The organism is Candidatus Accumulibacter similis, assembly GCA_013347225.1.
Taxonomy (GTDB): Bacteria; Pseudomonadota; Gammaproteobacteria; order Burkholderiales; family Rhodocyclaceae; genus Accumulibacter; species Accumulibacter similis.
Window position 1 is genome coordinate 1,154,048 of record CP054595.1, and the last position, 25,432, is coordinate 1,179,479.

A 25,432-nucleotide genomic window follows, 5' to 3' on the forward strand; every position below is an offset into this window, starting at 1 on the left:
GCGCTGCCGGTCAGCCGTTGCCCGGCCGTCGCCTGTTGCGCCAGACGGCGGCCAGCGTCGCCAGCTTGTCGCCCGGCGCCAGGCGCTCGTCGGACAGTGCTTCGAGAAAGTCCGACAGCCGTTTCGAGCGGACTATCGCGAAGCCCGTGAGCAGGGCCGAGAGGATGAAGACCAGGGCGAAGAAGGCGAGGCGCTCCGGCAGCGGTTCCTGGGCCGCGTCGATCAGGTTCATGCCGAGGAAGCCGGTGCTGATCGTCGCGATCAGACCGGCGGTGGTGACCACGGTCAGCCGTACGACCGTGTTCGCCTGCCGGCGCAGACTGTCGCTGTCGAGGTATTGGCTCATGTCCTGGATTTCCTCGCGCAGTTCGGCGTACAGGCGCTCGGTGCCGAGGTGTCCGCGGGTCATCGCGAACAGCGCCCGCGCCTGTGCCTGGTCGGAGATCTCGGTGAACCAGTAACGGTGGGTGAAGCGCAGGAAGACCTCGAGCACTTCGCGGATGTCGCGCTTGAAGGTCTTGACCGACTCCGCGTTGCCGATCTGCAGCCGGTTGAGCGCCGTCACCAGGCGATCGGCAAGCATCAGCAGTGCCGCTTTGTGGAAGTGGGGAATCAGTGCCAGGAGAAAGAACTGGTGACGGAACTGCCCGAGCAGCCCGTTCTCGGCGCCGGTGAAGTACGCGTCGCGGGCGCTGCCGACCATGATGAACGCGTGACCGCAGGAGAGCAACCGGGTGCCGCTCTGCTCCGCCTGCGGATGCCAGTAGCGGTCGTAGCAGAAGCGCGCCTCGAAATCCTCGAGGTGCTGGTCGGAGCAGGGCAGCGAGCCGCTCCTGCCGGGACCGCTGACCAGCACCAGGCGGGCGAAGTCGCCGCGATCGAGGCTGCGCGGCTCGTCCATCGCCAGATAGGCGAGCAGCGGCATGCGGTGATACTCGATCTGCCGGTAGCGCACCGGCCCCTCCTCGTCCGAGTGGTGAAGAACCAGCGGCCGCAGGAGGAACTCCCAGTGCGACGAGATGCAGGGGGCACGGAAGCGGCTGACGAAAGCCAGGTACTTGCTGCGCTTCTCGTAATCCGAGGTGGCCAGCACCTGGCCGTCGGCGGCGAGCCACTCGCTGCGCCGCAGGCAGTGGCCACCGCTGCCATCGTCGTCCCAGTACGGCGGATAGGCGCGGCCGAAACGGTAGAGCGTGTCCTGTACCTGCCGCAGGTCGAGATCGTCGGCGGCGATCTCGACGACGAGGATGACGACGTCGATGTCGTGGAAGAAGTACAGGTCGAGGTGGACGATGTCGAAGCAGAGCGGTGTTTCTCTGTCCTTGAAACTCATCCGCACCTGCGCCACGTCGTCGCGGCGAAAGACACGGATCGGCGATCCCCCGTGCTGCGGACTGCCGTCGTCGCCGCCTCCTTCACCGTAGAGGAAGCGCTGCACGTAAGGCAGGAAGGTCACGAATTCGCTGTAGTGACGTTCCTGGAACTGCTCGGGATCGCCGGAGAACTCATCGGCCAGCTCGCGCCACGGCTGGCTGACACCGGCCTGCGTCAGCAACTGGTGGTGCTGCCGCAACGGGCTGCCGGCAGGCAGCGGCATCAACTGCAGCGGCCAGAGCAGGATTTGCCGGAAGTGCCGGACCGATCGTTCCTGTTGTTGGTTGGCGTTGTCCATCGCTTCCTCCGGGGCCGGTAGCCGAAAGCCGGTCTCTCGACCGGCCTTCAGCCGCCGATCTCAGCCAGCAGCCGGCTGATCATCCGTTCGGCCTGCTGCAGGTAGCCACCGCCGAACAGATTGAGATGGTTGAGCACGTGGTAGAGCTGGTAGAGCAGTTTGCGCTGGGCGCAACCGGAGGCCAGTGGCCAGGCTTCCCGGTAGGCGGCGTGGAAGCTGTCCGGGAAACCGCCGAACAGCTCGCTCATCGCCAGGTCCGTTTCGCGATCGCCCCAGTAGACGGCCGGATCGAAGAGCGCGAGCCGGTCGCCGTCGTCGAGCGCGGCGTTACCGGACCAGAGATCGCCGTGCAGCAGACTCGGTCGTGGCCGATGATCGACGAACAGCGCCGGCAGCGCGTCGGCCAGACGTTCGCCACTGGCGATCAGCCTGGCATGCTGGCGATTCCGCTTGGCCAGTTCCAGTTGCGGCAGCAGCCGCTGGCGGGCGAAGAAGAGCGGCCAAGTCGGCTGCGCGGCGTTCAACTGCGGGCTGCTGCCGATGAAGTTGTCGCGTGGCCAGCCGAAGTGGCTGCCCGTGATGCGGTGCACCGCCGCCAGCGCCTGGCCGGCGGCAGCGCCCGCTGCATGGCCGCGCAGGGGGGCGAGCGCCAGATGCTCGAGTACCAGCCAGGCCTGCCGGCCACTGATTCCGTGCCCCCAGACGCGTGGGACACGCACCGCCGGACAGGCCGCCAGCGCTGCCAGGCCGTCGGCCTCGGCGGCGAACATCGCCGCCAGGCGGGCGTCGTTGAGCTTGACGAACCAGCGGCGCTGGCCTCTGCGCACCACCAGGGTGCGCGAAATCGATCCGCCGCCGACTTCGCTGACCGAGTCGAGCGCGGCAGCGCTGTCGCCATCGGCGCCGGTCAGCGTGCGCAAGGCGGTGTCGAGATCGGCGTCGAGCAGTTGATGGCTGGAGATCATTCCGCTCGCGACAAGGTTGGGTGGAGTGGCCGTGCGCATGCGGCGGGCGACTCGCGCCGCGTCGGCGGTTGGCACACCCGGCGCGCTGGTCGGCAGCCGGTAGCACGGACCGGGTTTACGGACGCCGGCGAGTATGGTCTGATAGGAACCCCGCGCCGGCATGCAGCGGCACCGACGGTCGACCGGGGGGCTGCTCGTGCGCTGCCCGTCGGCGAAGCATGGCCCGGGCGATCACCTTCCGGTGTGCTGCCGACGTCTTTCAATCCAGGAGTCAAAGCCATGAAGATTCGCCTGCTTCTCGTTTCCGCCCTGTTCGCGATCGGCGTTGCCGGTTGTGGTGAAGATGCCAAGAAAGCCGAGGCCGCCAGGGCCGAGGCCGCAAGACTCGCAGCCGAAGCCAAGCAGAAGGCCGACGAAGCCGCGAAGAAGGCCGGCGAAGCCGTCGGGGCCGCCGCCGAGGCGACCAAGGAGGCTGGCAAGGAGGCCGTGGCGGCAACCAAGGAGGCCGGAAAGGAAATGGTCGTCAAGGCCGCCGATGCGACCAAGGACGCTGCGGATGCGACCAAGGAAGCTGCCGACAGGGCGAAGGCGGCAGTCGGAAAGTAAGGCTCGTTTCGTCCCCTGTCGGCGGCGGTCCGGGCTCGCCCGCCGCTGCTTGCCGGCGCGAGCCGTACGGCGGTGCCCGCTGGAGACCGCCTCATCGTCGACCGCCCGGCAGGGTTGCCGTGCCCGGGCGCCCCGCCGCTTCTGGCCGCAGGTAGTCGAAGAACAACCGGTCGGCGCCGAGCATGTGCTTCGTCACCACCTCATAAGCGAGGAACTGGAATACGTCGCCGACCCCGCGCGTGCCGCTGCGGTAGTGGTCGAGCAGGCGATGCGCCTCGGCTGTCAGCGCCTGGTGCAGCAGCAGGTGTTCGGCGGTAGCCGGGAAGCCGGCGGCGCCGATGACCGCCTCCTCGTCGCGGAAGTGCTCGACGACATCGGTCAGCAACTGGTCGACGATTGGGCCGAGCTGTTCCGCCGGCTGGTCGGAGAGCATCGCCGCCAGCAGGCGGTTGGCGTCGGCAAAGAGCTGACGGTGGCCGCGATCGATGATCTCGTTGCCGCATTCGTATGCGGCGCGCCAGACGAGCTGCACGAAGTTGGCGACCACGTAGCCGCCGCTGCCCGATTGGCCCGCCAGTTCAGGCGCGACCCGGACCTGGTTGCGGCCCTCGCTCTTGGCGCGGTAGAGCGCCGCGTCGGCGCGTGCAAACCACTCTTCCCAGCTCTCGCCGGTTGCGCATTCGGCGACACCGATGCTCACCGTGACGTTGTCGACGGTGGCGAAGTGGGCGGTTGCGACTTCCCGCCGCAGCCTTTCGGCAACCGCTGCAGCGGTTGCCCGCGCGGTATTCGGACAGAGGACGACGAACTCCTCGCCGCCCCAGCGACTCAGCGAGTCGACCTTGCGCAGCGCCGCCTGCAGCAGCGCCGTCAGGCGCTGCAGGACGGCGTCGCCGACGGCATGGCCGTATTGATCGTTGATCGGCTTGAAGCGGTCGACGTCGATCAGCAGCAGGCAGAGCGAATGGCCGTAGCGCGCCATCCGCTCCATCTCGCTGTGGACGCTCTCCTCCAGACGGCGCCGGTTCCACGCTCCGGTCAGGCGGTCGGTGCTGGCCACCAGCTCGAGTTCGATGACCATCTGCTGCAGGTCGCGATTCGCCTCCTGCAGGCGCCGCAGCGTCTCCGGGATCGCCAGCGACGCCTGCTGCCGCGCCGGTTCGACCAGCGATGCGATTGCCTGCAGCGTCCGGTCCGGGGCCAGGATCGCCATCTTCAGCCACGAATAGTGCCGGTTCTGACCGCTGCACGCGAGCTCGACGTCGGCCCAGGCGGACGCCTCGCCGGCGAGGATTTGGCGGTCACATTCGGCGAGCAGGCTGCATGCCGCCGCTGGCATGAGCTCCTCTTCCGACCTGCCGGTCAGGCGTTCGCCCGGTCGACAGAGCAGTTCTTCGATCGCCGGGTTGGCCAGGCGATAGCGCCCGTCGAGCCCCTTGAGCGCGAAGCCGACGGCGCTGGTCGGCATCAGCAGCCGCAGCAGCCCCGCCATCGGCACCAGTGCCTCGCCGACGACTTCGTCGACCAGCAGCGTGCCGCCGCTCACGCGCCCGTCTCCTCCGCGCGGCCGCAGGGCCGCAGGACGGAGCCGGCCGTCGGCCCGCCCCCGGGCTGGCGCGGCGCGGGTCCGGCGCCATTCACGTTCCACCGTCCCCAACCGACGAGCGCCGTGTTCACTGACCGGCCTTCGCCTCAGGACGCGGAGCCAGGACGACGCGGTTGCGTCCCTGCATCTTGGCTGCGTACAGCGCGCGATCGGCCCGGTTGACCAGATCGGTCGCCGACTCCCCGGCGATACGATCGGCGACGCCGATCGAGACCGAGATGTTGCCGACCACAAGCTCGCGGTCGCCGCTGCGCCGGACGCGGCTGGCGGCGACCAGCGCGCGCAGCGCCTCGGCGAGGCCGACGGCACCACCACGTGGCGTGTTCGGCAGGACGACGGCGAACTCTTCGCCACCGTAACGCGCGGCGGTGTCCTTGCCCTTGACGTTGGCGCGCAGGATCTGCCCGACGGTGGTCAGGACGCGGTCACCGAAGACATGTCCCAGGCTGTCGTTGATCTTCTTGAAGTGGTCGAGATCGATCATCAGCAGGCAGGGGCCAATGGATTGCGCTGACTCCTCGGCCAGGCAGGCCGCGAGCGCGAGGTCGAATCCCTTGCGGTTGGTGAGGCCGGTGAGGGTGTCGATCAGCGCCTCTTCGCGCGCGCGTGCCACCTCTTGCCGCAAGCGTTCGGTTTCGCTCAAGCTTTCTGCAAGACGGGTCCTCAGGGTGCTGATCGCTTCCTGCATCTGCCGCGTGCCGCGCAGGATGTCCTCGACGCCGCTGGCGAGCGCGCCGCTGCCGGTCGCCGGAGCGATCAGTTCCTCGTTCCAGCGCGCCAGCGTATTGCCGAAACGCGCCGCCTCGTCGCCGGCTGCTGCCGTCGACTCCGAAACATGGCCAACGAGCTGACTGACGCTGTCACCGATGCGCAGCGCCGTCCTGGCGTCGAGCTCGCTGATGTGCCGGGCATGGAGATCGTCGATCTTCTGGTCGTTGAGCCGCCCCCCGCCCTGCAGCAGCGAGTCGAGCTCTCTGCGAAGGGCCGGATTGGCGCCGGACACGTACTCGTACCACACCGTGTAGCTCGTCGGGTGCATGCCGGCATCGTGCTGCGTCATGTGCTTGAGTGCCAGCCGCAGGTAGTCCGTACTCTGGGCGGCGCTGTGTCGGTACTTCACCCCGTCCTCCACTTCCAGACCGGTTCGACCGTGGATCCTGGCATGTCTTCCCCTTCGCTTCGTTGTTGTTCGGCGAGCCAGAGCGTCGCTTCAGATGCGGCCCTGCAGCAGCAGTTGCTCGACTTCCGCAGCCGGCAGCGGGCGGCTGAACAGGTGCCCGTGGAGTTTGTCACATTGCGCCCGGCGCGCATCTTCGACCCCCTTCGCGGATGACTTCGAGGTCGAAGCTGCGGGCCATCGCGATGATCGCCGTGCCGGTGACCATGATGATCGGCAGGCGGGTCATGTCCAAGCGTTGGCGGACCCGCCGGCAAAGCTCGAAGCCGTCCATCCCCGGCATGTCGACGTCGAGCAGCAGCAGGTCGGGAGCGAGCGTCGACAGCAGTCCCAGCGCCGCGCGCGCGTTGCTCGCTTCGTCGACGACGAAGTCGAACTGGGAGAGCGTCTCGTGGGAGAGCGTCTCGTACTCGAGCAGTCGCATCACTTCATCGTTGTCGACGATCAGTGCGGTCGCCTGCCGCGTTGACTGCGGTGTCGGCATGTCAGTGGTCCGGGCTCCTCAGGGCTGCCAGTGCCGCGAGCACACGCGGCAGGTGCGATTCTACGTCAGCCAGCAGGGTTTTCGCTGCTTCGACGTCGCTGCCGCTGCCAAGTCTTTCGATCTCTCGGCAGAGAGTCGGCAACTGTTCGGCAACGGCATTGGCGCTGCCCGGTTTCAGCGCATGTGCTGCGCGCAGCAGGGCGTCGGGGTTGCCAGCGGCACCGGCAGCTGGCAGTTGCGCGAGGTGTGCCCGCGCGTCGCCGACATATGTGGCGACCACCTTCTGCACCAGGAGTTCGCCGTCAGGGTCCGGGCGCCGGCCAATCGCGTCGGGCGCGCGCGGGTCGATCACCTCGACGTCAGCAGCCGGTCGTTCAGGTGGAGATAGTCATAGCCGGTCAGCACCACGATGCCGATCCGGAACGCGCTGCCGGCGGTGAGCAGGTTGCTCCGTTGCAGCTTCGTCGCGAGCCAGCAGCGCCGCGCTGTGGCTCGTCGACTGCCGGGGGATTCGTCATCGATGCCTCCTTGAGGCCGCTGACCTGCTGTCGTCGCTGCTCGTCGGCGGCGACGCATCCACTGGGCCAACGGCAGGGTGGTGAGCAACTTGCGGGTGTCTCCGTCTCCAAGCTCCTGCCCGGCAACGGCCGTTGCATGATCGGTCGCGAGTCGCAAGGCCGGCTGCCGCGTTGGGCGGACAGTGGGTCGCGCGCTGCGCCGGGGCAGGCGATGCCGGCCCGTGGAGCGTCGATCGCCAGGCTCGCTCGATCCTTCTTCTGGTTGGAGAATGAAGAATGCTGCCAGCGACACGCCGGCCGATGCTCCGTCCGGGAGTGCTGCCCAGGGTCTCGTGCCTGGCGCCACCCCTGCTGGCCGAGGAAGCGGCGATGCCCGACGCATCTGCCGCTATCGATCTGAGTCGCGAAGACCTGCTCGCCGTCTAGATCACGAGTGCGGCGCGCAAGCCGCAGTGGCCGTCCGACGTCGCGGCGGCTGTGACCGGCTGCCGACCAGTGGGCAGGCGCATCCTGGGGCCACGGATGCTGGCTGGCTCGTCCCCTGGATCGGCTCGCGGTGGGGCGTGACCCCTGCCGACGTTCGCCGGAGGACCCAAGGCGGTCTTCTCGTGGCGCGCGACGAATGGGCCACGTCCGGCGGGTCGGCGGCCGCACTGCAGACTGCGTCGCCGCGGGCGACTGGAAATCCCGGGAGCAAGCAGCGAACGGCGCACGACCGGCGACCTCGATTTGCAGATCCGCCTTCTCCAGGGCGAGCGGCAGCATCTGATCTGGAGTCTTGGTTACCGCTACTCACGCCGCTTCCGTGGCGGTCGGCAGGAGCGTCCGTTTGCCCGCCGGCCGGCGCCGCGGTCCGCTTTCAGGCGGCGCTGCTGGTGGCGCAGTGCGTCCTGCCGCCGGCGAACAGGCAGACGCGGTTGCGGCCGGCCTTCTTGGCTGCGTAGAGGGCCTTGTCGGCGGCGCGCAGCATGTCGTCGGGCTCCTCCATGCCGTCCTCACGGTTGGCGACGCCGATGCTGACCGAACTCGGAATCTGAACGTTGGCGACCGTGATCCGCAGTTCACGGACCATCCGGCGCAGGCGTTCGGCGGCCAGCAGGGCGGCGCGGGGGTCGGCGTCGTGGCACACCAGCAGGAACTCCTCACCGCCGATGCGGCTGACGCTGTCGTCCTTGCGGGCCGCCGCCTGGATCGCTCGCGCGACCGCCTGCAGGACCTGGTCGCCGATGGCATGTCCGTGCTGGTCGTTGATGGCTTTGAAATGATCGACATCGATCATCAGCGCCGCCACGGGCTGGCCGGTGCGCTGCGAGGCGCTCCAGAAGCGCTGCAGTGCGTCCATTCCGGCGCGCCGGTTGGGCAGCCCGGTCAACAGGTCGGTCATTGCCGCATGCTCCAGGCGGCGATTGCTGACCGCCAGTTCGGCGGCGAACTGCTTGAGCTGCGCGCGGTCGTGCTCCCAGGCCTCGAGCAACTTGGTGTAGTGCTGTGCGGCGCGCATGCGCGCACTCAGTGCTCGCATATTGACCGGTTTGGTGACGTAATCGTCGACCCCGGCTTCGAAGGCCTGGATCAGCTTCTCGTCCGTCTCCTCGCTGGTCAGCATGATGACGTACATCGACTGGCCCCAGTCGGTGGCGCGCAACGCGCGGCAGAAGTCGAGGCCGTCCATCACCGGCATCAGCGAGTCGGTGATGACGATCTGCGGCAGCACCTCGACGGCGACCGCGAGAGCGTCACGACCATTTTCGGCGGTGAAGACGGTGCAGTCGAGGAGGTGCGAGAGCAGGTCCTCGGTCAGCATGCGGCTGGTCGGTTCGTCCTCGACCAGCAACACCCGCTTGCCGGCTGCGCCGGTGGCCGTTTCCTGCTCCCGGCGCGCGAGCGGGGTGTTCGCCATGGCGTCGAAGGATGGCAGCGGCGTCGCGGGGAGTTTGAGTAACTCGGCCCATTCCTGCCATTGGCTCACCACCTGATCGAAGACCTCGCCAAGGGCCCTCGCATCGAGGCCGATCTTGCCGCCCAGGAGCATGAGCTCGGCGATGTGGCCATTGCGTTCAGCCACCGGCGAACGTCCGAGATCGGCCATGCGCCGTGCCTGGAAGAAGAGTTGCACAAGCTGATGGGGTCGCGAGCCCTGGCTGAAGCCGGCTGCTTCGGGCCGCTCATGGTGGCAGACGGGCTCGGCGAGGGCACGGGGAATGCCGCAGTCGGCGAGGACGGCAGCCGTCACCTCGTTGTGATCGGCGCCCAGACGTTCGCGCTCGCGGGCCCGCAGCGCCTCGCCGCCGAGTTGCTCGGCCAGCACGGTCGCGTAGTCGGCGGGGTAGGCAGTCGCCAGTACCAGCGAGCCGATCTGCGCCAAGAGACCACAGGCAAACAGTTCGTCCGCCGAAGCAATCCGGGTCAAGCCGCCCAGTTCGTGACAGGCGACCGCCATCAGCAGCGAATGCGACCAGAAGGCGGCGTGGTCGAAGGCGCTGCCGTTGCCCTCGAGATACTGGTCGACGAGCGAGAAGCCCATGGCCACCTGCCGCACCGTGCTCATGCCGAGGCGCAGCACGGCTTCCCGGATCGATGCGACGGGACGGCCACCGGAACGTGCCGAATTGCACAGACGCAACAGACGACTCGACAGGGCCGGGTCACTCTGCACGACCTTGGCCACCTCGTCGAGCGTCGCGTCCTCGCGCCGGCAGATCTCGAGGACAGCCAGCGCGACGCCTTTCGGGCTGGGCAGCCGGCCGCTGAGTCGAAGCTGTTCGATGCTGTTCATTCTTTCCTGGCTCTGCCCGGCTGTCATCGGTCGCTTGCAGTCTACCGGTCCTGCCCGGCTCGCCACAAGCAAAACCTTAACCTCGTCGCAGGTTGGCGCCAAGCCACTGTGGCAACCGCGCCTTGCTGCCGTCGCCTGTGCCTGCTTGCGGCGAAGGCTAATCGCGGATCACCCGCATCGCTCGCCAGAGCAGCGCGCCGAGCAGTGCGGATGCCAGCAGCAGGCTGCCGACCGAGGCCAGCCAGAAGCCGCCGACGCCCATCGGCTGCGGCGAATGGAAGGCGAGCCACCAGCCGCCGAACAGTCCCACGCCCCAGAAGCAGAGGACATGCACGAACATCGGTGCGAAGGTGATGCGGTAGCCGCGCAGGGCATGCGCGGCGATCGTCTGCACGGCGTCGAAGATCTGGTAGCAGGCGACATAGCCGAACAGCCCGAGAGCGACTGCCTGCACCGCAGGATCATCGGTCCAGACCGCGGCCAGCGGCGTCGCCAACAGCCAGAGGATGATGCCGAGCAGCGTCGACAGGCTGCCGGCGAGCAGCAGCCCGGCGCCTATCGATTGGCCGGCACGTTGCCAGTCGCGTGCGCCGGCCGCTTGGCCGACCTGCGCCAGCGTTGCGATGCCCAACGCCAGCGGCAGCATGTAGCAGATCGCCGCCAGGTTGGCGACGATGCGATGGCCGGCAACGACGGTCGCGCCGAGCTGGGCGACGAAGAGCGCCATCAGCGTGAACGACGAGATCTCGACGAAATGCGAGAATCCCATCGGCAGCCCGAGCCGCAGCAGGCGCGCCAGCGGTTCGCGCTGTGGCAACTGCCAGCCGGCGAACGGGCGGTACGGCCGCAGTGGCTTGCCGCAGCGCAGGTAGGCGGCGGCACTGCAAAGGGAGAAGATGGCGACGGCGACGTTCGACAGACCGCAACCGACGACTCCGAGCGCTTCGCCACCCCAGGCGCCGGTCACCAGCAGCGAGGCCAGAACCGCGTGCAGCAGCGTGCTGCCGAGACTGATCAGCAACAGCGGTCGCGGTCGCCCGAGGGCGTTGCAGAAGGCATGAAAGGTGCGGTAGAGCAGGATCGCCGGCATGCCGAGCGCGAGCAGCGCGAGGTAGTCACGGGCCTTCTCCTCGACCGCCGGGTCGATCCGTGACAGCGTCAGCAGCGGTGCCGGATGGAGCAGCACGAAGACACCCGGGATCGCCAGCAGCAGCGCCAGCCACAACGCCTGCTGCAGGGCAGCGGCGATGTCGCCGTCACGACCGGCACCGTGCAGATGGGCGACCGTCGGCGCCAGGGCCTGCAGCACGCCGACGAGCGCGAAGACGACCGAGACGTAGATGCCGCCGCCGACGGCCACCGCAGCCAGGTCGTCGGTACCGTGGTGGCCGAGCAGCGCGGTGTCGATGACCATCATCCCCATCGAACTCAACTGGGCGAGCAGCATCGGCAGCGCGTGCGCGAGGAGGCGGCGGGAGTGGTCGATGAGCATCGGGCCGGCTGCGGGTTGGAAGGTCGTTCAGCGTACCCGATTTCGCCGCCGCTGCGGCTGTGCGGCGGCATCCGGCGGCGGCCCCGGGGGCGCTGCCGGAGAAAAAAGCGCCCGATCGCGATCCTGCTGGTTGAAAGGTACCCGTGTATCGGCTAGGGTTTCGGCTTTCGCCGTTCCGGGAGATCAGGAAGATGGTCGCTGCCAGTCGTGTCACCGCCTACGAACCGATCGAGACTGCCAGTCGAGACGAGATAAGTGCGCTGCAGCTCGAGCGCCTGCGCTGGTCGCTGCGCCACGCCTACGACCATATCGAGCATTACCGGCGCAAGTTCGATGCGCAGGGCGTTCACCCGGACGATCTGAAGACGCTCGACGATCTCGCGCGCTTCCCCTTCACGAGCAAGGACGACCTGCGGCAGAACTACCCGTTCGGGATGTTCGCCGTGCCGCGCGACCGCGTCGTGCGGGTGCACGCCTCGTCGGGAACGACCGGGCAACCGACCGTCGTCGGTTACACGCAGAACGATATCGACATGTGGGCGACGCTGATGGCGCGTTCGATCCACGCCGCTGGCGGCCGCCGCGGCGACATGGTGCACATCGGCTATGGCTACGGCCTGTTCACCGGCGGTCTCGGTGCGCACTATGGTGCCGAGCGTCTCGGCTGCACGGTCATCCCGATGTCCGGCGGGCAGACCGAAAAGCAGGTGCAGTTGATCAATGATTTCAAACCCGACATCATCATGGTGACACCTTCGTACCTGCTCAACCTGGCGGACGAGTTCAAGCGGCAGCGAATCGATCCGACGGCGAGCGGGCTGCGCGTCGGTCTCTTCGGCGCGGAACCGTGGACCAACCAGATGCGTGTCGAGATCGAGAGCACCTTCGCCATCGATGCCATCGACCTCTATGGGCTCTCCGAAGTGATCGGTCCGGGTGTCGCCAGCGAGTGCATCGAGAGCAAGGACGGGCCGGTGATCTGGGAGGATCACTTCTACCCCGAGGTGATCGATCCGCTGACCGGCGAGGTGCTCCCGGAAGGCCGACACGGCGAGCTGGTCTTCACCTCGCTGTCGAAAGAGGCGCTGCCGATGATCCGCTACCGCACGCGCGACCTGACCTGCCTGCTGCCGCCAACGGCGCGCTCGATGCGGCGGATCGACAAGATCACCGGCCGTTCGGACGACATGCTGATCGTCCGCGGCGTCAATGTCTTTCCGTCGCAGATCGAGGAATTGATCCTCAAGCAGCCGAAGCTGTCGCCGCACTACCTGATCGAGGTCTGGCGCGACGGCCATCTCGATTCGGTGGCCGTCGATGTCGAACTCAAGCGGGAGTACCGCTACCTGCCGGCGGTCGACAAGGAGCACGTCGCGCACTCGCTGCAGCGGCACATCAAATCGTTCATCGGCATTTCGACCGAAGTGCGCATCGCCGACATCGGTGGCATCGAGCGCTCGCTCGGCAAGGCGCGGCGGGTCATCGACCGGCGGCCGCGCGAGTAGCAGCGGACGGCGAGGCGCCAGTGGCAGTCTCGTCGCGTCTGCCTCCGCGTGTTATCTTTGCGCCTGGACGGCCATGCAGGCACGCCGTCCCGCCCTGCACCATTGCCACCGCCACCTGGGAGCTTCCAGCGCGCGCCGTGAATCTCGTCTTTGATGGTCCCGGCCAGCCCATCGGGCTGGTACCGCACAGCCTCATCGCCCTGCTGCCGCTGGGTGTCTGGGCCTATCGGCGCTTCGTCAGCAAGCGGGGCAGTTCGCTCGTCTGGCTGCTGGCCGCTGTGGGGAGCCTTCTGCTGCTCAACGGGATCGTGCTCTGGGACCAGTTGCGGGTGCGGCGGATGGACGAGGAAGGCACCCTCCAGGTCACGCGCGGCACGGTCACGCAGAGCTGGCACATCGTCTCGCGTGAGCGTGACTGGACGCGCAGCACGCTGAGCTACACGACCACGGTCAGCGAGGGCTTCGACGCCGGCGGCGTGCGGTTCCGCTGGAACGTTGGCGACAGTTTCTCGCCCGCAACCTTTTCGAATGCGGGCGAGCCGCCGCTCTCTTTTCCACAAGGCACCGCGGTCGAAGTCAGCTGGTTCGTCGATCCCGCCAGTCAGGACGAGCGCCGCATCGTCCGTCTGCGCATGGGTCTGCCGGGTGAACGGGCAACTTCTGCCGATGCTGAATTCGCGGCGGTGATTGCCGGATTCGTCGCTGCGCTCGAGTCAGGAAACGGCGCGAGGCTGTCGGAGCTGATGCACTTTCCGGTGAGCCTCGGCGGACACCTGCTCGGTCCCGAGCAGGCGGAAAGCTTGTGGGCAGCGCTATCGATGCCCGCGCTGCACACCTGCCTGCAAACGGCCGTGGCAGACGACGTCTCCGACGGATCACGGCGCATCGTCTGCCACGGCGTGACGCTGGTCTTCGCGCGTACGGCTGCCGGCGCGTGGCGGCTGCGCGAGCTGCACCAGGGATCCTGATCCCGGCACGCGGCCCGGGGGGAAACGGCGCCAGCCTTTCCCGGCACGGCAAGGAGTGGCGCGCGGCGCGGGACCGTGTGCGGAGGTCGAACCAACTACGCCCAAGAGAGGGCATTGCGGAAGGGATTCGTCCATGATGAGCAACGTTGCCCCCCGACTGCTGGCCGGTCTCCTGGCGCTTTGCCTCGTGTCCGTTGACGTCGCAGGTGCTGCCGGGAGGGCTGGCGCGCTGCAGGGCGAATACGAGTTCCATGGCCGGACGCGCGTCGACCCGCCTCCGGGCGAGCCACACGATACGCATCTCGGGCTGGTGCTCGAAGGTGCGGTGGCGCGCGACCTCTATCGCCGCATGCGGGTGCGCAGCGTGCGCGACCCCTGTCTCGATGATGGTTCGCGCAGCAAGATTCAGGGCCCGCTGCGCTGCAGCGAGATGGCCAGCGGGCGGCACTGGCGCTGCGAGTTTGCGATCCAGCTCGATACGCTGGCGCTCGTTGCCGACGGCGTTTGCTAGTCGAGCCGACAGGCAGGTACGCCGTCGGCGAGCGGCGGCCGTGTCCACGCCATTGGCGGGACCTCTATGGCGCTGCGCTTTCGTCGTCCCGCGCCAGACTGCCGACGTGCGTTGCCGACTGGCGCAGTCTGTCGAGGTCGCCTTCGGCGCAGTCGATGTAGCTGTAGATGCCGATGATCGGTGGCAACTCGCGCTCGGAGTACAGGCGCAGCGTCCGGATCATCGATTGCCGCGTGCTGTACTCCTTGAGCTTGGCGCACTGGAACTCGTCCCAGCAGACTGGCGAAGCGGTGTAGTCGGGCGAGAGGATGGCGATGAAGTGGCGCGTCCTGTTGACCGCGTCGGAGATGATCCTGAGCCACTGCCCGCCGACCGGGATCGATTTGCGATCGTGGAAGACGCGTGCCGACGGCGCGCACTGCTGCAGGGCGCGAACGAATTCCGCGACTTCGCGCTCCTGGCGGTGCGCATAGCTGATGAAAAAATCGTAAGCGCCAGCGTCGTCATCGGCGACAGCCGCCGCTGCGGTTTCGCCCGGGCCTGCGGCCACCGGTGGGCGGCGATCGATGCGCGCGAAGAGGCGCTGCAGCAGTTCCTTCTCGTCGTCCGCGGCGGCGCCCAGGAGATCCTGGCGCAGGTGTTGTTCGCAGGTGGCGACCATCTGCTCGGCGAGCCGCTGCAGCGGCACGCGGTCGCCCGTCGGCGCCCGCCCGGCCGCTGCACGGCCGCCGGCGAGCCGCTGCTGGTGACGCTGCCGCGATGCGGCAAACAGGGCGGCGGCGGCAGTCGCTTTCTCCCCCGAGAAGGCGACGATCTTCAACTGCCGGATCGGCAGCCCCTGTTCGAGCCAGAAGATCGCGGCGTCGAGCAGCCGCGGCAGCAGGTCCTCGAGTGCGACCTGCTGGTTGCCGGTCGCCAGCAGCGGCATGGCGACGCGGTCGATGTCGAAGCGGCGCTGGCCGTCGCGGTCGGGGATGATGAAGTTGTTCAGGCAACGGAAGACGAAGCCGACGCGGTCCTCGATGTTCGCCCGCTCGTTGCCGGCGTCGGCGACGAATGCCGGATACAGCGGCTCGAAGCAGATGATGCGGCGAAAGTTGAATCGGCTGGCAAGCTCCGGCGACAGCGTCTGCGACAGCCAGCAGCCGAGGCGGACGCGCTCATCCTCCTCTTTCCGGCGGGCGATTGCGCGCATGTCGAGACCACGCTCGAAGAGGCTGCTGAACAGCGTTCCGGGGTTCGGCGTATAGCTGTCGGGAAAGGCCGAGACGACCAGCGCGTCGACCGCGTGCGTCGGCGGAATCGCCGCCAGGTCGCCGGCAAGGAGCTGGATGCTGGCTTCCTGCCCGTCACCCCGGTGGGGCAGCACCGTCAGTTCGTCAATGATCTGCATGCACTACCTCCTGCAACGCGGTGGGCCAACCGATGGCGACCGTATGGTAACGCAGCCGCGCCAGCCGCGGGTCCTCCTTGCGGGTGCCGGTCAGTCGCTGCTGCCGTGCCAGTTGCTCGTGCCGCTCCCGACTGCTCACGAGCGCGCTGTCGCGCCGGTCCGGGCCGTGCGCCGGGCAGGCCCTGCCGATGGCCGCTGCCTTGACTTTCGCCTGCTGCGCCGACACGCGCAAGCGGTGGATCGACGGTTAGAATGCCGGCAGGGGTGGCGTCGAGGACAGCGCCGCCGTTCTTTTGCCGTTCCCTGTACCAATATCCGGCAGCGCCATCCGGTGGGGATCGTACCGAGGTCGCCCGATGCGAACGCAGCCGGAGTCTGTGGAGCCCCCTGTCATGCGCAAACTGATCATTGGTCCGCTGATCGCCTACCTGACGGGCCTGCGCTTTCCGTTCCTGTTCGGCATAGCCGCCGTGCTGTTCGTCGTCGACCTGTTCGTTCCCGACGTCATTCCCTTTGCCGACGAGATCCTGCTCGGCCTGGGCGCTGCCCTCCTTGGCGCGTGGAAGGAGAAGCGGCAGGAGCGCGGGTCGCGAGCCGGCCCGTCTTAGGAGCACGCGTCAATCGCGGCGCGGCCGGTTCGAGGTGTTGGCATCCGGCCGGCGGTCGTCTCCAGCCCGGTAGCGATCCTGTCCCCGGCTGTCTGGAATGCGCTTGCCAGATGGTCGAGCCAAGGTCTATGCTCTATGACTGGTGCCGGTCTGATCGCCCGGCCGCCGTGAGCAGCGCTTCCTTCGTTGCTGGCGGGTTTGCTCGTTAGTCCCATTTCGTGCCCGAGGATGCATGATGAAATCGACCTGTTCACGACCCGGCGCGCTGCTGACGGCGCTCGTTTTCGCCTTTTCGCCGGCGCTGGCGCAGCAGCCGCCGGCGGCATCGCCCGCTGCCGCCGCCACGCCCGTCGCGAAGACCTTTTCGCAGCAGGACCTGGATCGGCTGCTGGCGCCGATCGCCCTCTACCCCGATGCGTTGCTGGCGCAGATCCTGATGGCGTCCACCTATCCGCTGGAGGTCGTCGAGGCAGCGCGCTGGGCGAAGGCCAATCCCAAGGTGACCGGCAAGGCGCTTGAGGATGCGATGGCGAAGCAAACCTGGGATCCCGCCGTCCGGTCGCTGACCGCGGTCCCGCAGGTCCTGCAGCAGATGAACGAGAATCTCGACTGGATGCAGAAACTGGGCGATGCCTTCCTCGCCCAACAGCAGGACGTGATGGACACCGTGCAGGGCCTGCGTGCGCGGGCCGATGCCACCGGCAACCTGAAGACCAGCGCGCAGCAGGTGGTACGGACGGAGGTGCAGGGCAGCCAGAAGATCTACGTCGTCGAGTCGCCGAAGCCGGAGGTCGTCTACGTGCCGACCTACAACCCGACCGTGGTGTACGGGAGCTGGTGGTATCCGACGCCGCCGTATTATGTGTACCCACCGGCCTACGTCTACCCGCCGGGACTCGCCTTCGCCACCGGCGTCGTCGTCGGCGCGGCGATCTGGGGCGCCTGCAACTGGGGTTGGGGGCGCGGCAGTGTCGATGTGAACGTCAATCGCTACAACTCGTTCAACCGCACCAACATCAGCAACAGCAACTGGAACCACAACGTGGCCCACCGCGGCGGCGTCGCCTATCGCGACCCGAACGTCGCCCGGCAGTACAACCGCGGCGGCAACACGCAGGCTGCCCAGGCGCGCGAGCAGTTTCGCGGCCGCGCCGAGAGCGGACGGTCCGAACTGAAGGGAATGGACCGCGCCGAACTGAACGATCGCGTGCGGTCGGCTGACGATCGCTCGCGGGAGAACCTCGGGGGTCGTGGCGAGGTGGGCCGTGGTGACGGTGGTCGCGGTGGTGATCGCGCTTCTGCCAGCGATCGCCTGCAGGGCGGCGATCGTGGCGCTGCCGCAGGCGGGCGTGACCGTGCCGACGGCGGTGCTGCGCGCGCCGATGCCGGTGATCGTTTCGGCGGCGGCGACCGACAGCACGGCTCGGGCTTCGGCGACCGTGGCGGCGGTTTTTCCGGGGTCGGCAACGGTGCTTCGACGCGTGCGGCGAGCCAGCGCGGCAACGCCAGCCGGGCGGACATGGGCGGCAGCCGCGGTGGCGCCAGCTTTGGTGGCGGCGGCGGTCGCAGCGGTGGCGGCGCCAGCTTCGGCGATGGCGGTGGCCGGGGCGGCGGCGGCTTCGGCGGTGGCGGTGGCGGTGGCTTCGGCGGTGGTGGTGGCCGCGGTGGTGGCGGTCGTGGTCGCTAGGCAACGCCGGTCCCCATTTCAAGCGGAGAGGAAAACGATGAAGTTCAAGCAGATGATGCGGTCACTTGCCATTGCCGCGCTGATCGCGACGGCGCCGGAGCTGGCAGCCACGCCGGCGGCGGTGAAGCCGGGCGTCGTGCAGCAGCAGGGCTATGCCACTCCCGAGGACGCTGCCCGCGCACTGGCCGACGCCGTGCGGGCGGAGGACCAGAAGGCGTTGCTGGGGGCGGTTGGTCCGGCAGCGAAGAGCTGGCTGGCGAGCGGCGATACGGTGGCCGATCGCGCCGAGTGGCAAAGATTCCTCGCCGCCTACGATCGCAAGCATGGCATCAGCCCGCTGAGTGATGGCCGCGCGCTGCTGCTGGTGGGCGAGGACGACTGGCCCTTCCCGGCACCGCTGGTGCGCCAGGGTGAGCGCTGGTTCTTCGATGCCGATGCCGGTCGGGAGGAGATCCTCAGCCGTCGCATCGGCCGCAACGAACTCGACACCATCCAGACGCTGCTGGCGATCGTCGATGCACAACGCGAATATGCCGCCGGCGATCTCGACGGCAACGGCTCGCATGACTATGCCCTTCGTGTCGTCTCCAGCGACGGGACGCGTGACGGCCTCTTCTGGCCGGTTGCTGCCGATCAGCCGGCAAGCCCGCTGGGGCCGCTGGTTGCCGAGGCGACACGCGAAGGCTATCGTGCGAGTGCAGCCGGCGGTCGCCCGCGCGCCTATCACGGCTATCGTTACCGGATCCTGATCGGCCAGGGCCCGGCGGCGTCGGGCGGCGCCTACAGCTATCTCGTGGATGGGCGCATGATCGGTGGTTTTGCCGTCGTCGCCTACCCGGCGAGCTACGGCGTCTCCGGCGTGATGAGCTTCATCGTCAATCACGAAGGCATCGTCTACCAGAAGAATCTTGGCCGCAACAGCGAGGTGGTGGCGACGAAGATGCAGCGGTTCAATCCCGACGCAGGCTGGACGAAGGTGAAGGTCGAGTAGCGCGCACTGCGCGCGGGCAGTGCGGCCGATAGGCGGGAGCGGATGGCGGGCCGGGCGTCGTCGAGTTCGCATGCGTCCTGCTCGACGCCCACGGCTACACAATCAGTACACGGCGGCGTCAGGCGAACGTGGACAGCGGCCGGCCAAATCGGCCATAATCCGCCGAACTTTCGACGCCGCTCGCCATGAAGTTCCTCTTCGACCTCTTTCCCGTCATCCTGTTCTTCATCGCCTACAAGGCCTACGACATCTACGTCGCGACCGCGGTCGCCATCGCCGCCACGTTCGCGCAGATCGGCTGGCTGTGGTTCAGGGGTCGCAAGATCGACACCATGCTCTGGGTGAGCCTGGTGATCATCAGTGTTTTCGGTGGCATGACCCTCGTGCTGCACGACGAGGATTTCATCAAGTGGAAGCCGACGGTGCTCTACTGGGCATTTGCCGCGACTCTGCTCGGCGGCTCGCTGTTGATGAAAAAGAACCTCATTCGCCTGCTGCTGGCCGAGCAGATGCAACTGCCGGAGGTCGCCTGGGAGAAGCTCAACTGGTCTTGGATTGCCTTCTTCGCTTTCATGGGAGTGGCCAACCTGCTCGTTGCGTTCAATTTTTCGACTGATGACTGGGTCAACTTCAAGCTCTTCGGCGGCATCGGGCTGATGCTGCTCTTCGTGCTCGCGCAGGGGCTGCTGTTGTCGAAGTACATCGAGGAGAAGTGACGATGTTCTACATGATCGTTGGTGAGGACCGTCCCGGCTCGCTGGCCGAACGGCTGGCGGCGCGGCCGGCGCATGTCGAACGGCTGCAGGCGCTGCAGGCCGAAGGTCGCCTGCTGCTGGCCGGCCCCTGCCCGGCGATCGACTCGCCGGACCCGGGGCCGGCCGGCTTTACCGGCAGCCTGATCGTTGCCGAGTTCGCCTCGCTGGAGGCGGCTCGCGCGTGGGCCGACACCGATCCCTATGTCTCCGCCGGCGTGTACGCTGATGTCACCGTCAAGCCATTCAGGAAGGTTCTGCCGACGTGAGCGACGCGGCCAGGGTCGTCGGCGATTCTGCCGACGTCGTCGGGCTCATCCGCCAACGCCTTGCGGCACTGGCGCCGACCCGCCTAGAGCTGATCGACGATTCCGCCCGGCATGCCGGTCACGCCGGCGCCAGGAGCGGCGGCGGGCACTACCGTCTGCTGATCGTCGCCGCAGCCTTTGCCGGGCAAACGCGGTTGCGTCGACACCGCCTCGTGCATGCGGCACTTGGTGAGCTGATGCACGACAGGATTCACGCCCTGAGCGTGCAGGCGTTGAGTCCACAAGAGGCTTCGTCGGCGGCCGAACCGACCGTCTGAATAGATTCACCCTTTACCCCAACCCTCGGAAAACAAGGAAACCCACAAATGCACAAGCTTTCAAAACTGGCCGGCGCGTTGCTGCTCGGCGCTCTCGTCTCGCTGCCGGCCGTTGCCCAGAAAGCTCCCGCCGGTGGGGCGGTGGCAACGGTCAATGGCGTTGCCATTCCACAGAGCATTGCCAATGCCTTCGTCGCCGAGCAGGAAGCACAGGGGGCACCGGATACGCCGGAACTCAAGAACGCCGTCCGCGAAGAACTGATCCGTCGCGAACTGCTGGTCCAGGAAGCGAAGAAGCTGGGCCTCGACAAGAAGCCAGATGTCGCCGCACAGGCCGATCTCGCACGGCAGGCGATCTTCATTCGCGCCTTCGTCCAGGACTATGTCAAGAAGCATCCGATCAGCGACGAGCAGCTCAAGGCCGCCTACGACCGGGTCAAGGGCCAGATGGGCAATACCGAGTACAAGGTGCGCCACATCCTGGTGGAGAAGGAAGACGATGCCAAGCTGATCATCGGCAACCTGAAGAAGGGCGCCAAGTTCGACGAGCTGGCCAAGCAGTCGAAGGATCCGGGGTCACGTGACAAGGGTGGCGACCTCGGATGGAGCAGCACGGCGAGCTACGTGAAGCCCTTTGCCGATGCCGTCGTCGGCCTCGCCAAGGGCAAGTACACCGAGGTGCCGGTGAAGACCGATTTTGGTTACCACGTCATCCTGGTCGAGGACAGTCGTCCGCTGACGCCGCCCACCTTCGACCAGATCAAGCCGCAACTGGCACAGCGACTGCAGCAGGATCAGTTGCAGAAGCTGATCGTCGAACTGCGTGGCAAGGCCAAGATCCAGTAACCGCCGGCCAGACGGGCAGGCACAGGCGCCGGTGGTCGAGGCGCCTTTTTCGTGCGCTGCCGCCTTCTAGCCCAGCCAGCGCCGGGCATTGCGGAACATCCGCAACCACGGCGAGTCGTGCCAGCCGCGCGCCTCCCAGTCCGCCGGATGCCATGACATCTGCACGGTGCGGAAGACGCGCTCGGGGTGCGGCATCATGATCGTGAAGCGGCCATCGGCGGTGGTGAAGCCGGTCGCGCCGCCCGGCGATCCGTTCGGGTTGTACGGATGGACTTCGCTCGGCCGGCCGTGGTGATCGACGTAGCGCATCGCCACCAGCGCCCGCGCCTCGTGTTCGTGCGAGCTGAAAACGGCGCGCCCTTCGCCGTGCGAAACCACCACCGGCAGCCGGCTCCCGGCCATGCCGGCGAAGAAGAGCGATGGCGAGTCCGGCAGCTCGACGAGCGAAAAGCGTGCCTCGAACTGCTCGACGCGGTTGCGCTCGAAGCGCGGCCAGGCCTCCGCGCCGGGAATCATTCCCCGCAGCGCGCTCATCATCTGGCAGCCGTTGCAGACGCCGAGGGCGAAGGTTGCCGGACGCGCGAAGAAGGCGGCGAAGTTGTCGCTTGCGCGCGCGTTGAAGAGGATCGTCCTTGCCCAGCCCTGGCCGGCGCCGAGCACGTCGCCGTAGGAGAAGCCGCCACAGGCGACGACGCCACTGCAGTCGGCGAGGTGCGCGCGGCCGGCGAGAAGGTCGCTCATGTGCACATCGACGGCGGCGAAGCCGGCACGGTCGAAGGCGGCCGCCATCTCGACGTGTCCATTGACGCCCTGCTCGCGCAGGATGGCGACGCGCGGGCGGGCGCCGCCGTTGATGAACGGCGCCGCGACATCGTCGGCCGGATCGAAGCTCAGGCTGAACGAGAGTCCCGGGTCGTCGCCGTCGAGCAGACGGTCGTACTCCTCCTGCGCGCATTCGGGGTTGTCGCGCAGGCGCTGCATGTGGTAGCTGGTCTCCGACCAGGCGCGCTGCAGGTCGACGCGCTTCTCGTCGAGTACCGCGCGTGCGTTGCGGATGATGCGGATGCGGTCCCAGGCGTTCGGGGCACCGATGAACTGGCTGCAGGCGCCGAGCCCGGCGGCGCGCAGGATGCCCATGACGCGGCCGCGCTCGCTGCGGCGAATCTGCACGACGGCGCCGAGTTCCTCGCAGAACAGCGCCCGCAGCAGCAGCTCGAAGGAGCGGCCACGGAGCAGATCGGGGCGCTTCTCGTTGCCGTCCACGTCGTTGCTCAGCGGGTCGTAGCAGAGTCCGTCGGTGTCGAGCGAGACGCCGCAGCGGGCAGCAAACGCCATCTCGCAGACGGTGGCGAAGAGGCCGCCGTCGGAGCGGTCGTGGTAGGCGAGCAGGAGGCGCTCGCCGGCGAGACGACGCACGGCGGCAAAGAAGGCCGGCAGCAGGGCGGCATCGTCGACGTCGGGAGTCTCGGTGCCGGTCGCCGAATGGACCTGCGCCAGAGCCGAACAGCCGACGCGGTTGCGGCCGCGACCGAGGTCGATCAGCAGCAGGTCGGTCTCGCCGGCGTCGAGGACGAGCTGCGGCGTCAGCGTCCGCCGGGAATCGGCGACCGGCGCGAAAGCGGTGACGATCAGCGACAGCGGCGAGACGACCTGCCGCTCGCTGCCGTCGTCGGGGTCGCGCCAGGAGGTGCGCATCGACAGCGAATCCTTGCCGACCGGGATGGCGATGCCGATGCTCTGGCAAAGGTCGGAGACCGCGCGCACGGTGTCGAACAGGCGGGCGTCCTCGCCCGGAAAGCCGGCGGCAGCCATCCAGTTGGCCGACAGCTTGACATCGCCGAGGCTGTCGATGTCGGCGGCGGCGATGTTGGTCAGCGCCTCGCCGACTGCCATGCGGCCCGAGGCGACGGCGTCGATCGTCGCCACCGGCGTCCGCTCGCCGATGGCGAAGGCTTCGCCGAGGTAGCCGTCAAAGGACATCAGGGTCACCGCGACGTCGGCACAGGCGACCTGCCACGGCCCGACCATCTGGTCGCGCGCACTGAGGCCGCCGACGCTGCGGTCGCCGATGCTGATCAGGAAGCTCTTGTCGGCCACCGCCGGCAGCCGCAACACGCGGTATGCCGCCTCGCGGAGATCGAGTTCGCCGACCTGCAGGGGCAGCGGCAATGGCGGCAGGCGGGCGGCGCTGCGCGCCATTCGCGGCGGCTTGCCAAGCAGCGCGGCCATGTCCATGTCCACCGGATCGTTGGCGAAGTGGCTGTCGCTGAGCAGCAGCCGGTTGCCGGCAGTGGTTGCGCCGACGACGGCGAAGGGGCAGCGCTCGCGAGCGCAGATGGCCGAGAACTCGTCGAGCCGGCCGGGCGGGATCGCCAGCACGTAGCGCTCCTGCGCCTCGTTGCACCATATCTCCGCCGGCGACATTCCCGGTTCCTCGATCGGCACCGCGCGCAGCTCGAAGTGCGCCCCGCTGCCGGCACCGTGTGCCAGTTCGGGCAGCGCGTTCGAGATGCCGCCGGCGCCGACATCGTGCAGCGACAGGATCGGGTTGCCGTCGCCGACCGCCGAACCATCGCCCGCCGGCGCTCCCCGTTGCCAGCAGCGATCGATGACCTCCTGCGCCCGCCGCTGCATTTCCGGGTTGCCGCGCTGCACCGAAGCGAAGTCGAGATCCTCGGCGTTGCTGCCGGTGCTCATCGAGCTCGCGGCACCACCCCCGAGACCGATCAGCATTCCCGGGCCACCAAGCTGGACGAGGAGCGTGCCCGGCGGCAGCGTGCCCGCCTTGAACGACTGCTCGGCGGCGATGTTGCCGATGCCGCCGGCGATCATGATCGGCTTGTGGTAGCCGCGCAGCAGCGGTCCGTCAGCACTGCCGGCGAACTGCTCGTAAGTGCGGAAGAATCCGGCCAGGTTCGGACGGCCGAATTCGTTGTTGAACGCTGCGGCACCGATCGGGCCTTCGAGCATGATCGCCAGAGGCGATGCGATGCGTGCCGGGCGGCCGTAGGCAGCGGTCGGGGTTTCCCAGGGCTGCGGCAGATCGGGGATGCCGAGGTTGGAAACCGCGAAGCCGCACAGCCCGGCCTTCGGCTTCGAGCCGCGTCCGGTCGCACCTTCGTCGCGAATCTCGCCGCCGGCGCCGGTCGCCGCGCCCGGAAACGGCGAGATCGCGGTCGGGTGGTTGTGCGTCTCGACCTTGGCGAGAATGTGCATGAGCTGCTCGCGGTAGCCGTAGCGGCCGTCGGCGTCCGGCTGGAAGCGGCGTACCGTCGCTCCCTCGATGACCGATGAGTTGTCGGCATAGGCGACGACGGTGCCTTGCGGGTGCCTGCGGTGCGTTTCCCGGATCATGCCGAACAGCGTCTCCGCGCGCGGCTCGCCGTCGACGGTCCACGAGGCATTGAAGATCTTGTGCCGGCAATGCTCCGAGTTCGCCTGCGCGAACATCATCAGCTCGACGTCGGTCGGATTGCGCTGCGCGCGGCGAAAGAGATCGACGAGGTAATCGACCTCGTCCTCGGACAGCGCCAGCCCGAGCAGGCCGTTCGCCTCGATCAGGGCGGCACGCCCACCGGCGAGCAGGTCGACGCTGCGCAACGGTTGCGGCGCGAAGTGGCGGAACAGTTCGCCAGCCTGCGCGAAGTCGTCGAGCACGGTCTCCAGCATCCGGTCATGGAGCAGGCCGGCGATGACCGACCGCTCGGCGGAGTCCAGGACCTGCCGCCGGCCCGCCAGGCGGAAGGCGATGCCGCGCTCGATGCGCTCGATCCACAGCAGGCCGCTGTTGTGCGCGATATCCGTCGCTTTCGACGACCAGGGCGAGATGGTGCCGATGCGCGGCGTGACCAGCATGAGCTCGCCCTGCGGCTCGTCGTCGGCCGGACGCTCCTCGAGCAGTGCCGCGAGCTGCCGGCGATCGTTTGCCGCGGGTGGTTCGTGGCTGGCAACGAAATGCCAGTGCTCGGCACTGACGATCCGCACTCCCGCGACTGCCAGCGCGAGTCGTTGCTGCAGGCCCTGCAGGCGGAATGACGAGAAGGCGGCGGCGCCGCGGAGATACAGGAGTTTGGCCATGGCGGGCTGTGCTCAGGGGGCAGGCAGGCTGCGTTGCGGGAAGCCGCGATTATAGCTGACCCGCCATGCTTGCTGCGGCGCAGCATGATCTGCCGCCGGCGACCGTGCAGCGGTGGCCAGGCGGCGCCCCGCTGCCGCCATTGCCCGCTGGCGCGCCGGCTGCATTAGAATCCGGCGGACAGCAGCCAGGCGTCGAGCGTACAGCCGCACGC

Annotated in this window: 24 protein-coding genes; 12 read left to right on the forward strand and 12 right to left on the reverse strand. The window is 67.9% G+C overall.

Annotated elements, in window-relative coordinates; all coding sequences use genetic code 11:
* Positions 1-10: 10 nt before the first annotated feature.
* A complete protein-coding gene (locus tag HT579_05290) occupies positions 11-1,672 on the reverse strand; it encodes a hypothetical protein (GenBank protein QKS28396.1) in 1,662 nt (553 codons plus the stop codon).
* Positions 1,673-1,719: 47 nt separating this feature from the next.
* The gene (locus tag HT579_05295; protein ID QKS28397.1) at positions 1,720-2,637 is read right to left on the reverse strand and encodes a fructosamine kinase family protein; all 918 of its coding nucleotides are present in this window, start codon (positions 2,635-2,637) and stop codon (positions 1,720-1,722) included.
* Positions 2,638-2,922: 285 nt separating this feature from the next.
* On the opposite strand from HT579_05295, the gene HT579_05300 reads away from it, so the two are divergent.
* Positions 2,923-3,243 (forward strand): hypothetical protein, encoded by a 321-nt coding sequence (locus tag HT579_05300; protein QKS31513.1) that lies wholly within the window; start codon positions 2,923-2,925, stop codon positions 3,241-3,243.
* 91 nt (positions 3,244-3,334) lie between these two features.
* Here the strand turns inward: HT579_05300 and HT579_05305 are convergent, their stop codons facing one another.
* The 5 genes from HT579_05305 to HT579_05325 all read right to left on the reverse strand — a co-directional run bounded on the left by HT579_05305 (position 3,335) and on the right by HT579_05325 (position 7,116).
* Positions 3,335-4,789 carry a diguanylate cyclase gene (locus HT579_05305; protein QKS28398.1) on the reverse strand — a complete coding sequence of 485 codons (1,455 nt, stop codon included), beginning with the start codon at positions 4,787-4,789 and terminating at the stop codon, positions 3,335-3,337.
* A gap of 127 nt (positions 4,790-4,916) precedes the next feature.
* The gene (locus HT579_05310) at positions 4,917-5,969 is read right to left on the reverse strand and encodes a diguanylate cyclase (GenBank protein ID QKS28399.1); all 1,053 of its coding nucleotides are present in this window, start codon (positions 5,967-5,969) and stop codon (positions 4,917-4,919) included.
* A gap of 169 nt (positions 5,970-6,138) precedes the next feature.
* Positions 6,139-6,510, reverse strand: a complete 372-nt coding sequence (locus HT579_05315; GenBank protein ID QKS28400.1) for a response regulator — start codon at positions 6,508-6,510, stop codon at positions 6,139-6,141.
* A gap of 1 nt (position 6,511) precedes the next feature.
* A complete protein-coding gene (locus HT579_05320; protein ID QKS28401.1) occupies positions 6,512-6,862 on the reverse strand; it encodes an Hpt domain-containing protein in 351 nt (116 codons plus the stop codon).
* Positions 6,859-7,116 carry a hypothetical protein gene (locus HT579_05325; GenBank protein ID QKS28402.1) on the reverse strand — a complete coding sequence of 86 codons (258 nt, stop codon included), beginning with the start codon at positions 7,114-7,116 and terminating at the stop codon, positions 6,859-6,861. The genes HT579_05320 and HT579_05325 overlap by 4 nt, the downstream gene beginning before the upstream one ends.
* Positions 7,117-7,304: 188 nt before the next feature.
* Here HT579_05325 and HT579_05330 point away from each other — a divergent pair, with 188 nt between their 5' ends.
* Positions 7,305-7,454, forward strand: a complete 150-nt coding sequence (locus tag HT579_05330) for a hypothetical protein (GenBank protein ID QKS28403.1) — start codon at positions 7,305-7,307, stop codon at positions 7,452-7,454.
* Between the two features lie 433 nt (positions 7,455-7,887).
* On the opposite strand, the gene HT579_05335 is transcribed toward HT579_05330, so the two are convergent.
* Complete coding sequence (locus HT579_05335) at positions 7,888-9,804, reverse strand: diguanylate cyclase (GenBank protein ID QKS28404.1); 1,917 nt, start codon at positions 9,802-9,804, stop codon at positions 7,888-7,890.
* 157 nt (positions 9,805-9,961) lie between these two features.
* Positions 9,962-11,296, reverse strand: coding sequence for an MATE family efflux transporter (locus tag HT579_05340; GenBank protein ID QKS28405.1), 1,335 nt, complete (start codon positions 11,294-11,296; stop codon positions 9,962-9,964).
* Positions 11,297-11,487: 191 nt separating this feature from the next.
* Here HT579_05340 and paaF point away from each other — a divergent pair, with 191 nt between their 5' ends.
* The 3 genes from paaF (at position 11,488) to HT579_05355 (ending at position 14,280) form a co-directional block, all read left to right on the forward strand.
* Entirely contained in the window at positions 11,488-12,801 is a 1,314-nt protein-coding gene (paaF, locus tag HT579_05345; GenBank protein QKS28406.1) for a phenylacetate--CoA ligase, read from the forward strand.
* Positions 12,802-12,938: 137 nt separating this feature from the next.
* Positions 12,939-13,769, forward strand: a complete 831-nt coding sequence (locus tag HT579_05350; GenBank protein QKS28407.1) for a hypothetical protein — start codon at positions 12,939-12,941, stop codon at positions 13,767-13,769.
* A gap of 133 nt (positions 13,770-13,902) precedes the next feature.
* Entirely contained in the window at positions 13,903-14,280 is a 378-nt protein-coding gene (locus HT579_05355; protein ID QKS28408.1) for a hypothetical protein, read from the forward strand.
* Positions 14,281-14,344: 64 nt separating this feature from the next.
* On the opposite strand, the gene HT579_05360 is transcribed toward HT579_05355, so the two are convergent.
* Both HT579_05360 and HT579_05365 read right to left on the reverse strand, forming a co-directional pair.
* Positions 14,345-15,673: a toll/interleukin-1 receptor domain-containing protein gene (locus HT579_05360; GenBank protein QKS28409.1), complete on the reverse strand. Its 1,329-nt coding sequence runs from the start codon at positions 15,671-15,673 to the stop codon at positions 14,345-14,347.
* The gene (locus HT579_05365; GenBank protein QKS28410.1) at positions 15,660-15,905 is read right to left on the reverse strand and encodes a hypothetical protein; all 246 of its coding nucleotides are present in this window, start codon (positions 15,903-15,905) and stop codon (positions 15,660-15,662) included. The genes HT579_05360 and HT579_05365 overlap by 14 nt, the downstream gene beginning before the upstream one ends.
* Before the next feature lie 160 nt (positions 15,906-16,065).
* Between HT579_05365 and HT579_05370 the strand changes: the two genes are divergently transcribed.
* The 7 genes from HT579_05370 (at position 16,066) to HT579_05400 (ending at position 21,143) form a co-directional block, all read left to right on the forward strand.
* Positions 16,066-16,281, forward strand: coding sequence for a hypothetical protein (locus tag HT579_05370; GenBank protein ID QKS28411.1), 216 nt, complete (start codon positions 16,066-16,068; stop codon positions 16,279-16,281).
* Positions 16,282-16,513: 232 nt separating this feature from the next.
* Positions 16,514-17,968 carry a DUF3300 domain-containing protein gene (locus HT579_05375; protein ID QKS28412.1) on the forward strand — a complete coding sequence of 485 codons (1,455 nt, stop codon included), beginning with the start codon at positions 16,514-16,516 and terminating at the stop codon, positions 17,966-17,968.
* Positions 17,969-18,005: 37 nt separating this feature from the next.
* Positions 18,006-18,959 carry a DUF2950 domain-containing protein gene (locus HT579_05380; GenBank protein QKS28413.1) on the forward strand — a complete coding sequence of 318 codons (954 nt, stop codon included), beginning with the start codon at positions 18,006-18,008 and terminating at the stop codon, positions 18,957-18,959.
* Positions 18,960-19,144: 185 nt separating this feature from the next.
* A complete protein-coding gene (locus HT579_05385) occupies positions 19,145-19,675 on the forward strand; it encodes a septation protein A (protein ID QKS28414.1) in 531 nt (176 codons plus the stop codon).
* 2 nt (positions 19,676-19,677) lie between these two features.
* Complete coding sequence (locus HT579_05390; protein ID QKS28415.1) at positions 19,678-19,980, forward strand: YciI family protein; 303 nt, start codon at positions 19,678-19,680, stop codon at positions 19,978-19,980.
* 47 nt (positions 19,981-20,027) lie between these two features.
* On the forward strand, positions 20,028-20,297 hold the full coding sequence (locus HT579_05395) for a BolA family transcriptional regulator (GenBank protein QKS31514.1): 270 nt from the start codon (positions 20,028-20,030) through the stop codon (positions 20,295-20,297).
* 48 nt (positions 20,298-20,345) lie between these two features.
* Positions 20,346-21,143: a peptidylprolyl isomerase gene (locus tag HT579_05400; GenBank protein ID QKS28416.1), complete on the forward strand. Its 798-nt coding sequence runs from the start codon at positions 20,346-20,348 to the stop codon at positions 21,141-21,143.
* 66 nt (positions 21,144-21,209) lie between these two features.
* On the opposite strand, the gene purL is transcribed toward HT579_05400, so the two are convergent.
* A complete protein-coding gene (gene purL / locus HT579_05405; GenBank protein ID QKS28417.1) occupies positions 21,210-25,220 on the reverse strand; it encodes a phosphoribosylformylglycinamidine synthase in 4,011 nt (1,336 codons plus the stop codon).
* Positions 25,221-25,432: the final 212 nt, after the last annotated feature.

Excerpts from the sequence above, each read along its gene's own strand:
- HT579_05400 (QKS28416.1), top strand. The coding sequence starts at position 20,346 with ATGCACAAGCTTTCAAAACTGGCCGGCGCGTTGCTGCTCGGCGCTCTC.
- HT579_05290 (QKS28396.1), bottom strand. The coding sequence starts at position 1,672 with ATGGACAACGCCAACCAACAACAGGAACGATCGGTCCGGCACTTCCGG.
- HT579_05315 (QKS28400.1), bottom strand. The coding sequence starts at position 6,510 with ATGCCGACACCGCAGTCAACGCGGCAGGCGACCGCACTGATCGTCGAC.
- HT579_05335 (QKS28404.1), bottom strand. The coding sequence starts at position 9,804 with ATGAACAGCATCGAACAGCTTCGACTCAGCGGCCGGCTGCCCAGCCCG.
- HT579_05370 (QKS28411.1), top strand. The coding sequence starts at position 16,066 with ATGCGCAAACTGATCATTGGTCCGCTGATCGCCTACCTGACGGGCCTG.
- HT579_05385 (QKS28414.1), top strand. The coding sequence starts at position 19,145 with ATGAAGTTCCTCTTCGACCTCTTTCCCGTCATCCTGTTCTTCATCGCC.
- HT579_05380 (QKS28413.1), top strand. The coding sequence starts at position 18,006 with ATGAAGTTCAAGCAGATGATGCGGTCACTTGCCATTGCCGCGCTGATC.
- purL (QKS28417.1), bottom strand. The coding sequence starts at position 25,220 with ATGGCCAAACTCCTGTATCTCCGCGGCGCCGCCGCCTTCTCGTCATTC.
- HT579_05330 (QKS28403.1), top strand. The coding sequence starts at position 7,305 with ATGCTGCCAGCGACACGCCGGCCGATGCTCCGTCCGGGAGTGCTGCCC.
- HT579_05360 (QKS28409.1), bottom strand. The coding sequence starts at position 15,673 with ATGCAGATCATTGACGAACTGACGGTGCTGCCCCACCGGGGTGACGGG.
- HT579_05340 (QKS28405.1), bottom strand. The coding sequence starts at position 11,296 with ATGCTCATCGACCACTCCCGCCGCCTCCTCGCGCACGCGCTGCCGATG.
- HT579_05390 (QKS28415.1), top strand. The coding sequence starts at position 19,678 with ATGTTCTACATGATCGTTGGTGAGGACCGTCCCGGCTCGCTGGCCGAA.
- paaF (QKS28406.1), top strand. The coding sequence starts at position 11,488 with ATGGTCGCTGCCAGTCGTGTCACCGCCTACGAACCGATCGAGACTGCC.
- HT579_05375 (QKS28412.1), top strand. The coding sequence starts at position 16,514 with ATGATGAAATCGACCTGTTCACGACCCGGCGCGCTGCTGACGGCGCTC.
- HT579_05355 (QKS28408.1), top strand. The coding sequence starts at position 13,903 with ATGATGAGCAACGTTGCCCCCCGACTGCTGGCCGGTCTCCTGGCGCTT.
- HT579_05295 (QKS28397.1), bottom strand. The coding sequence starts at position 2,637 with ATGATCTCCAGCCATCAACTGCTCGACGCCGATCTCGACACCGCCTTG.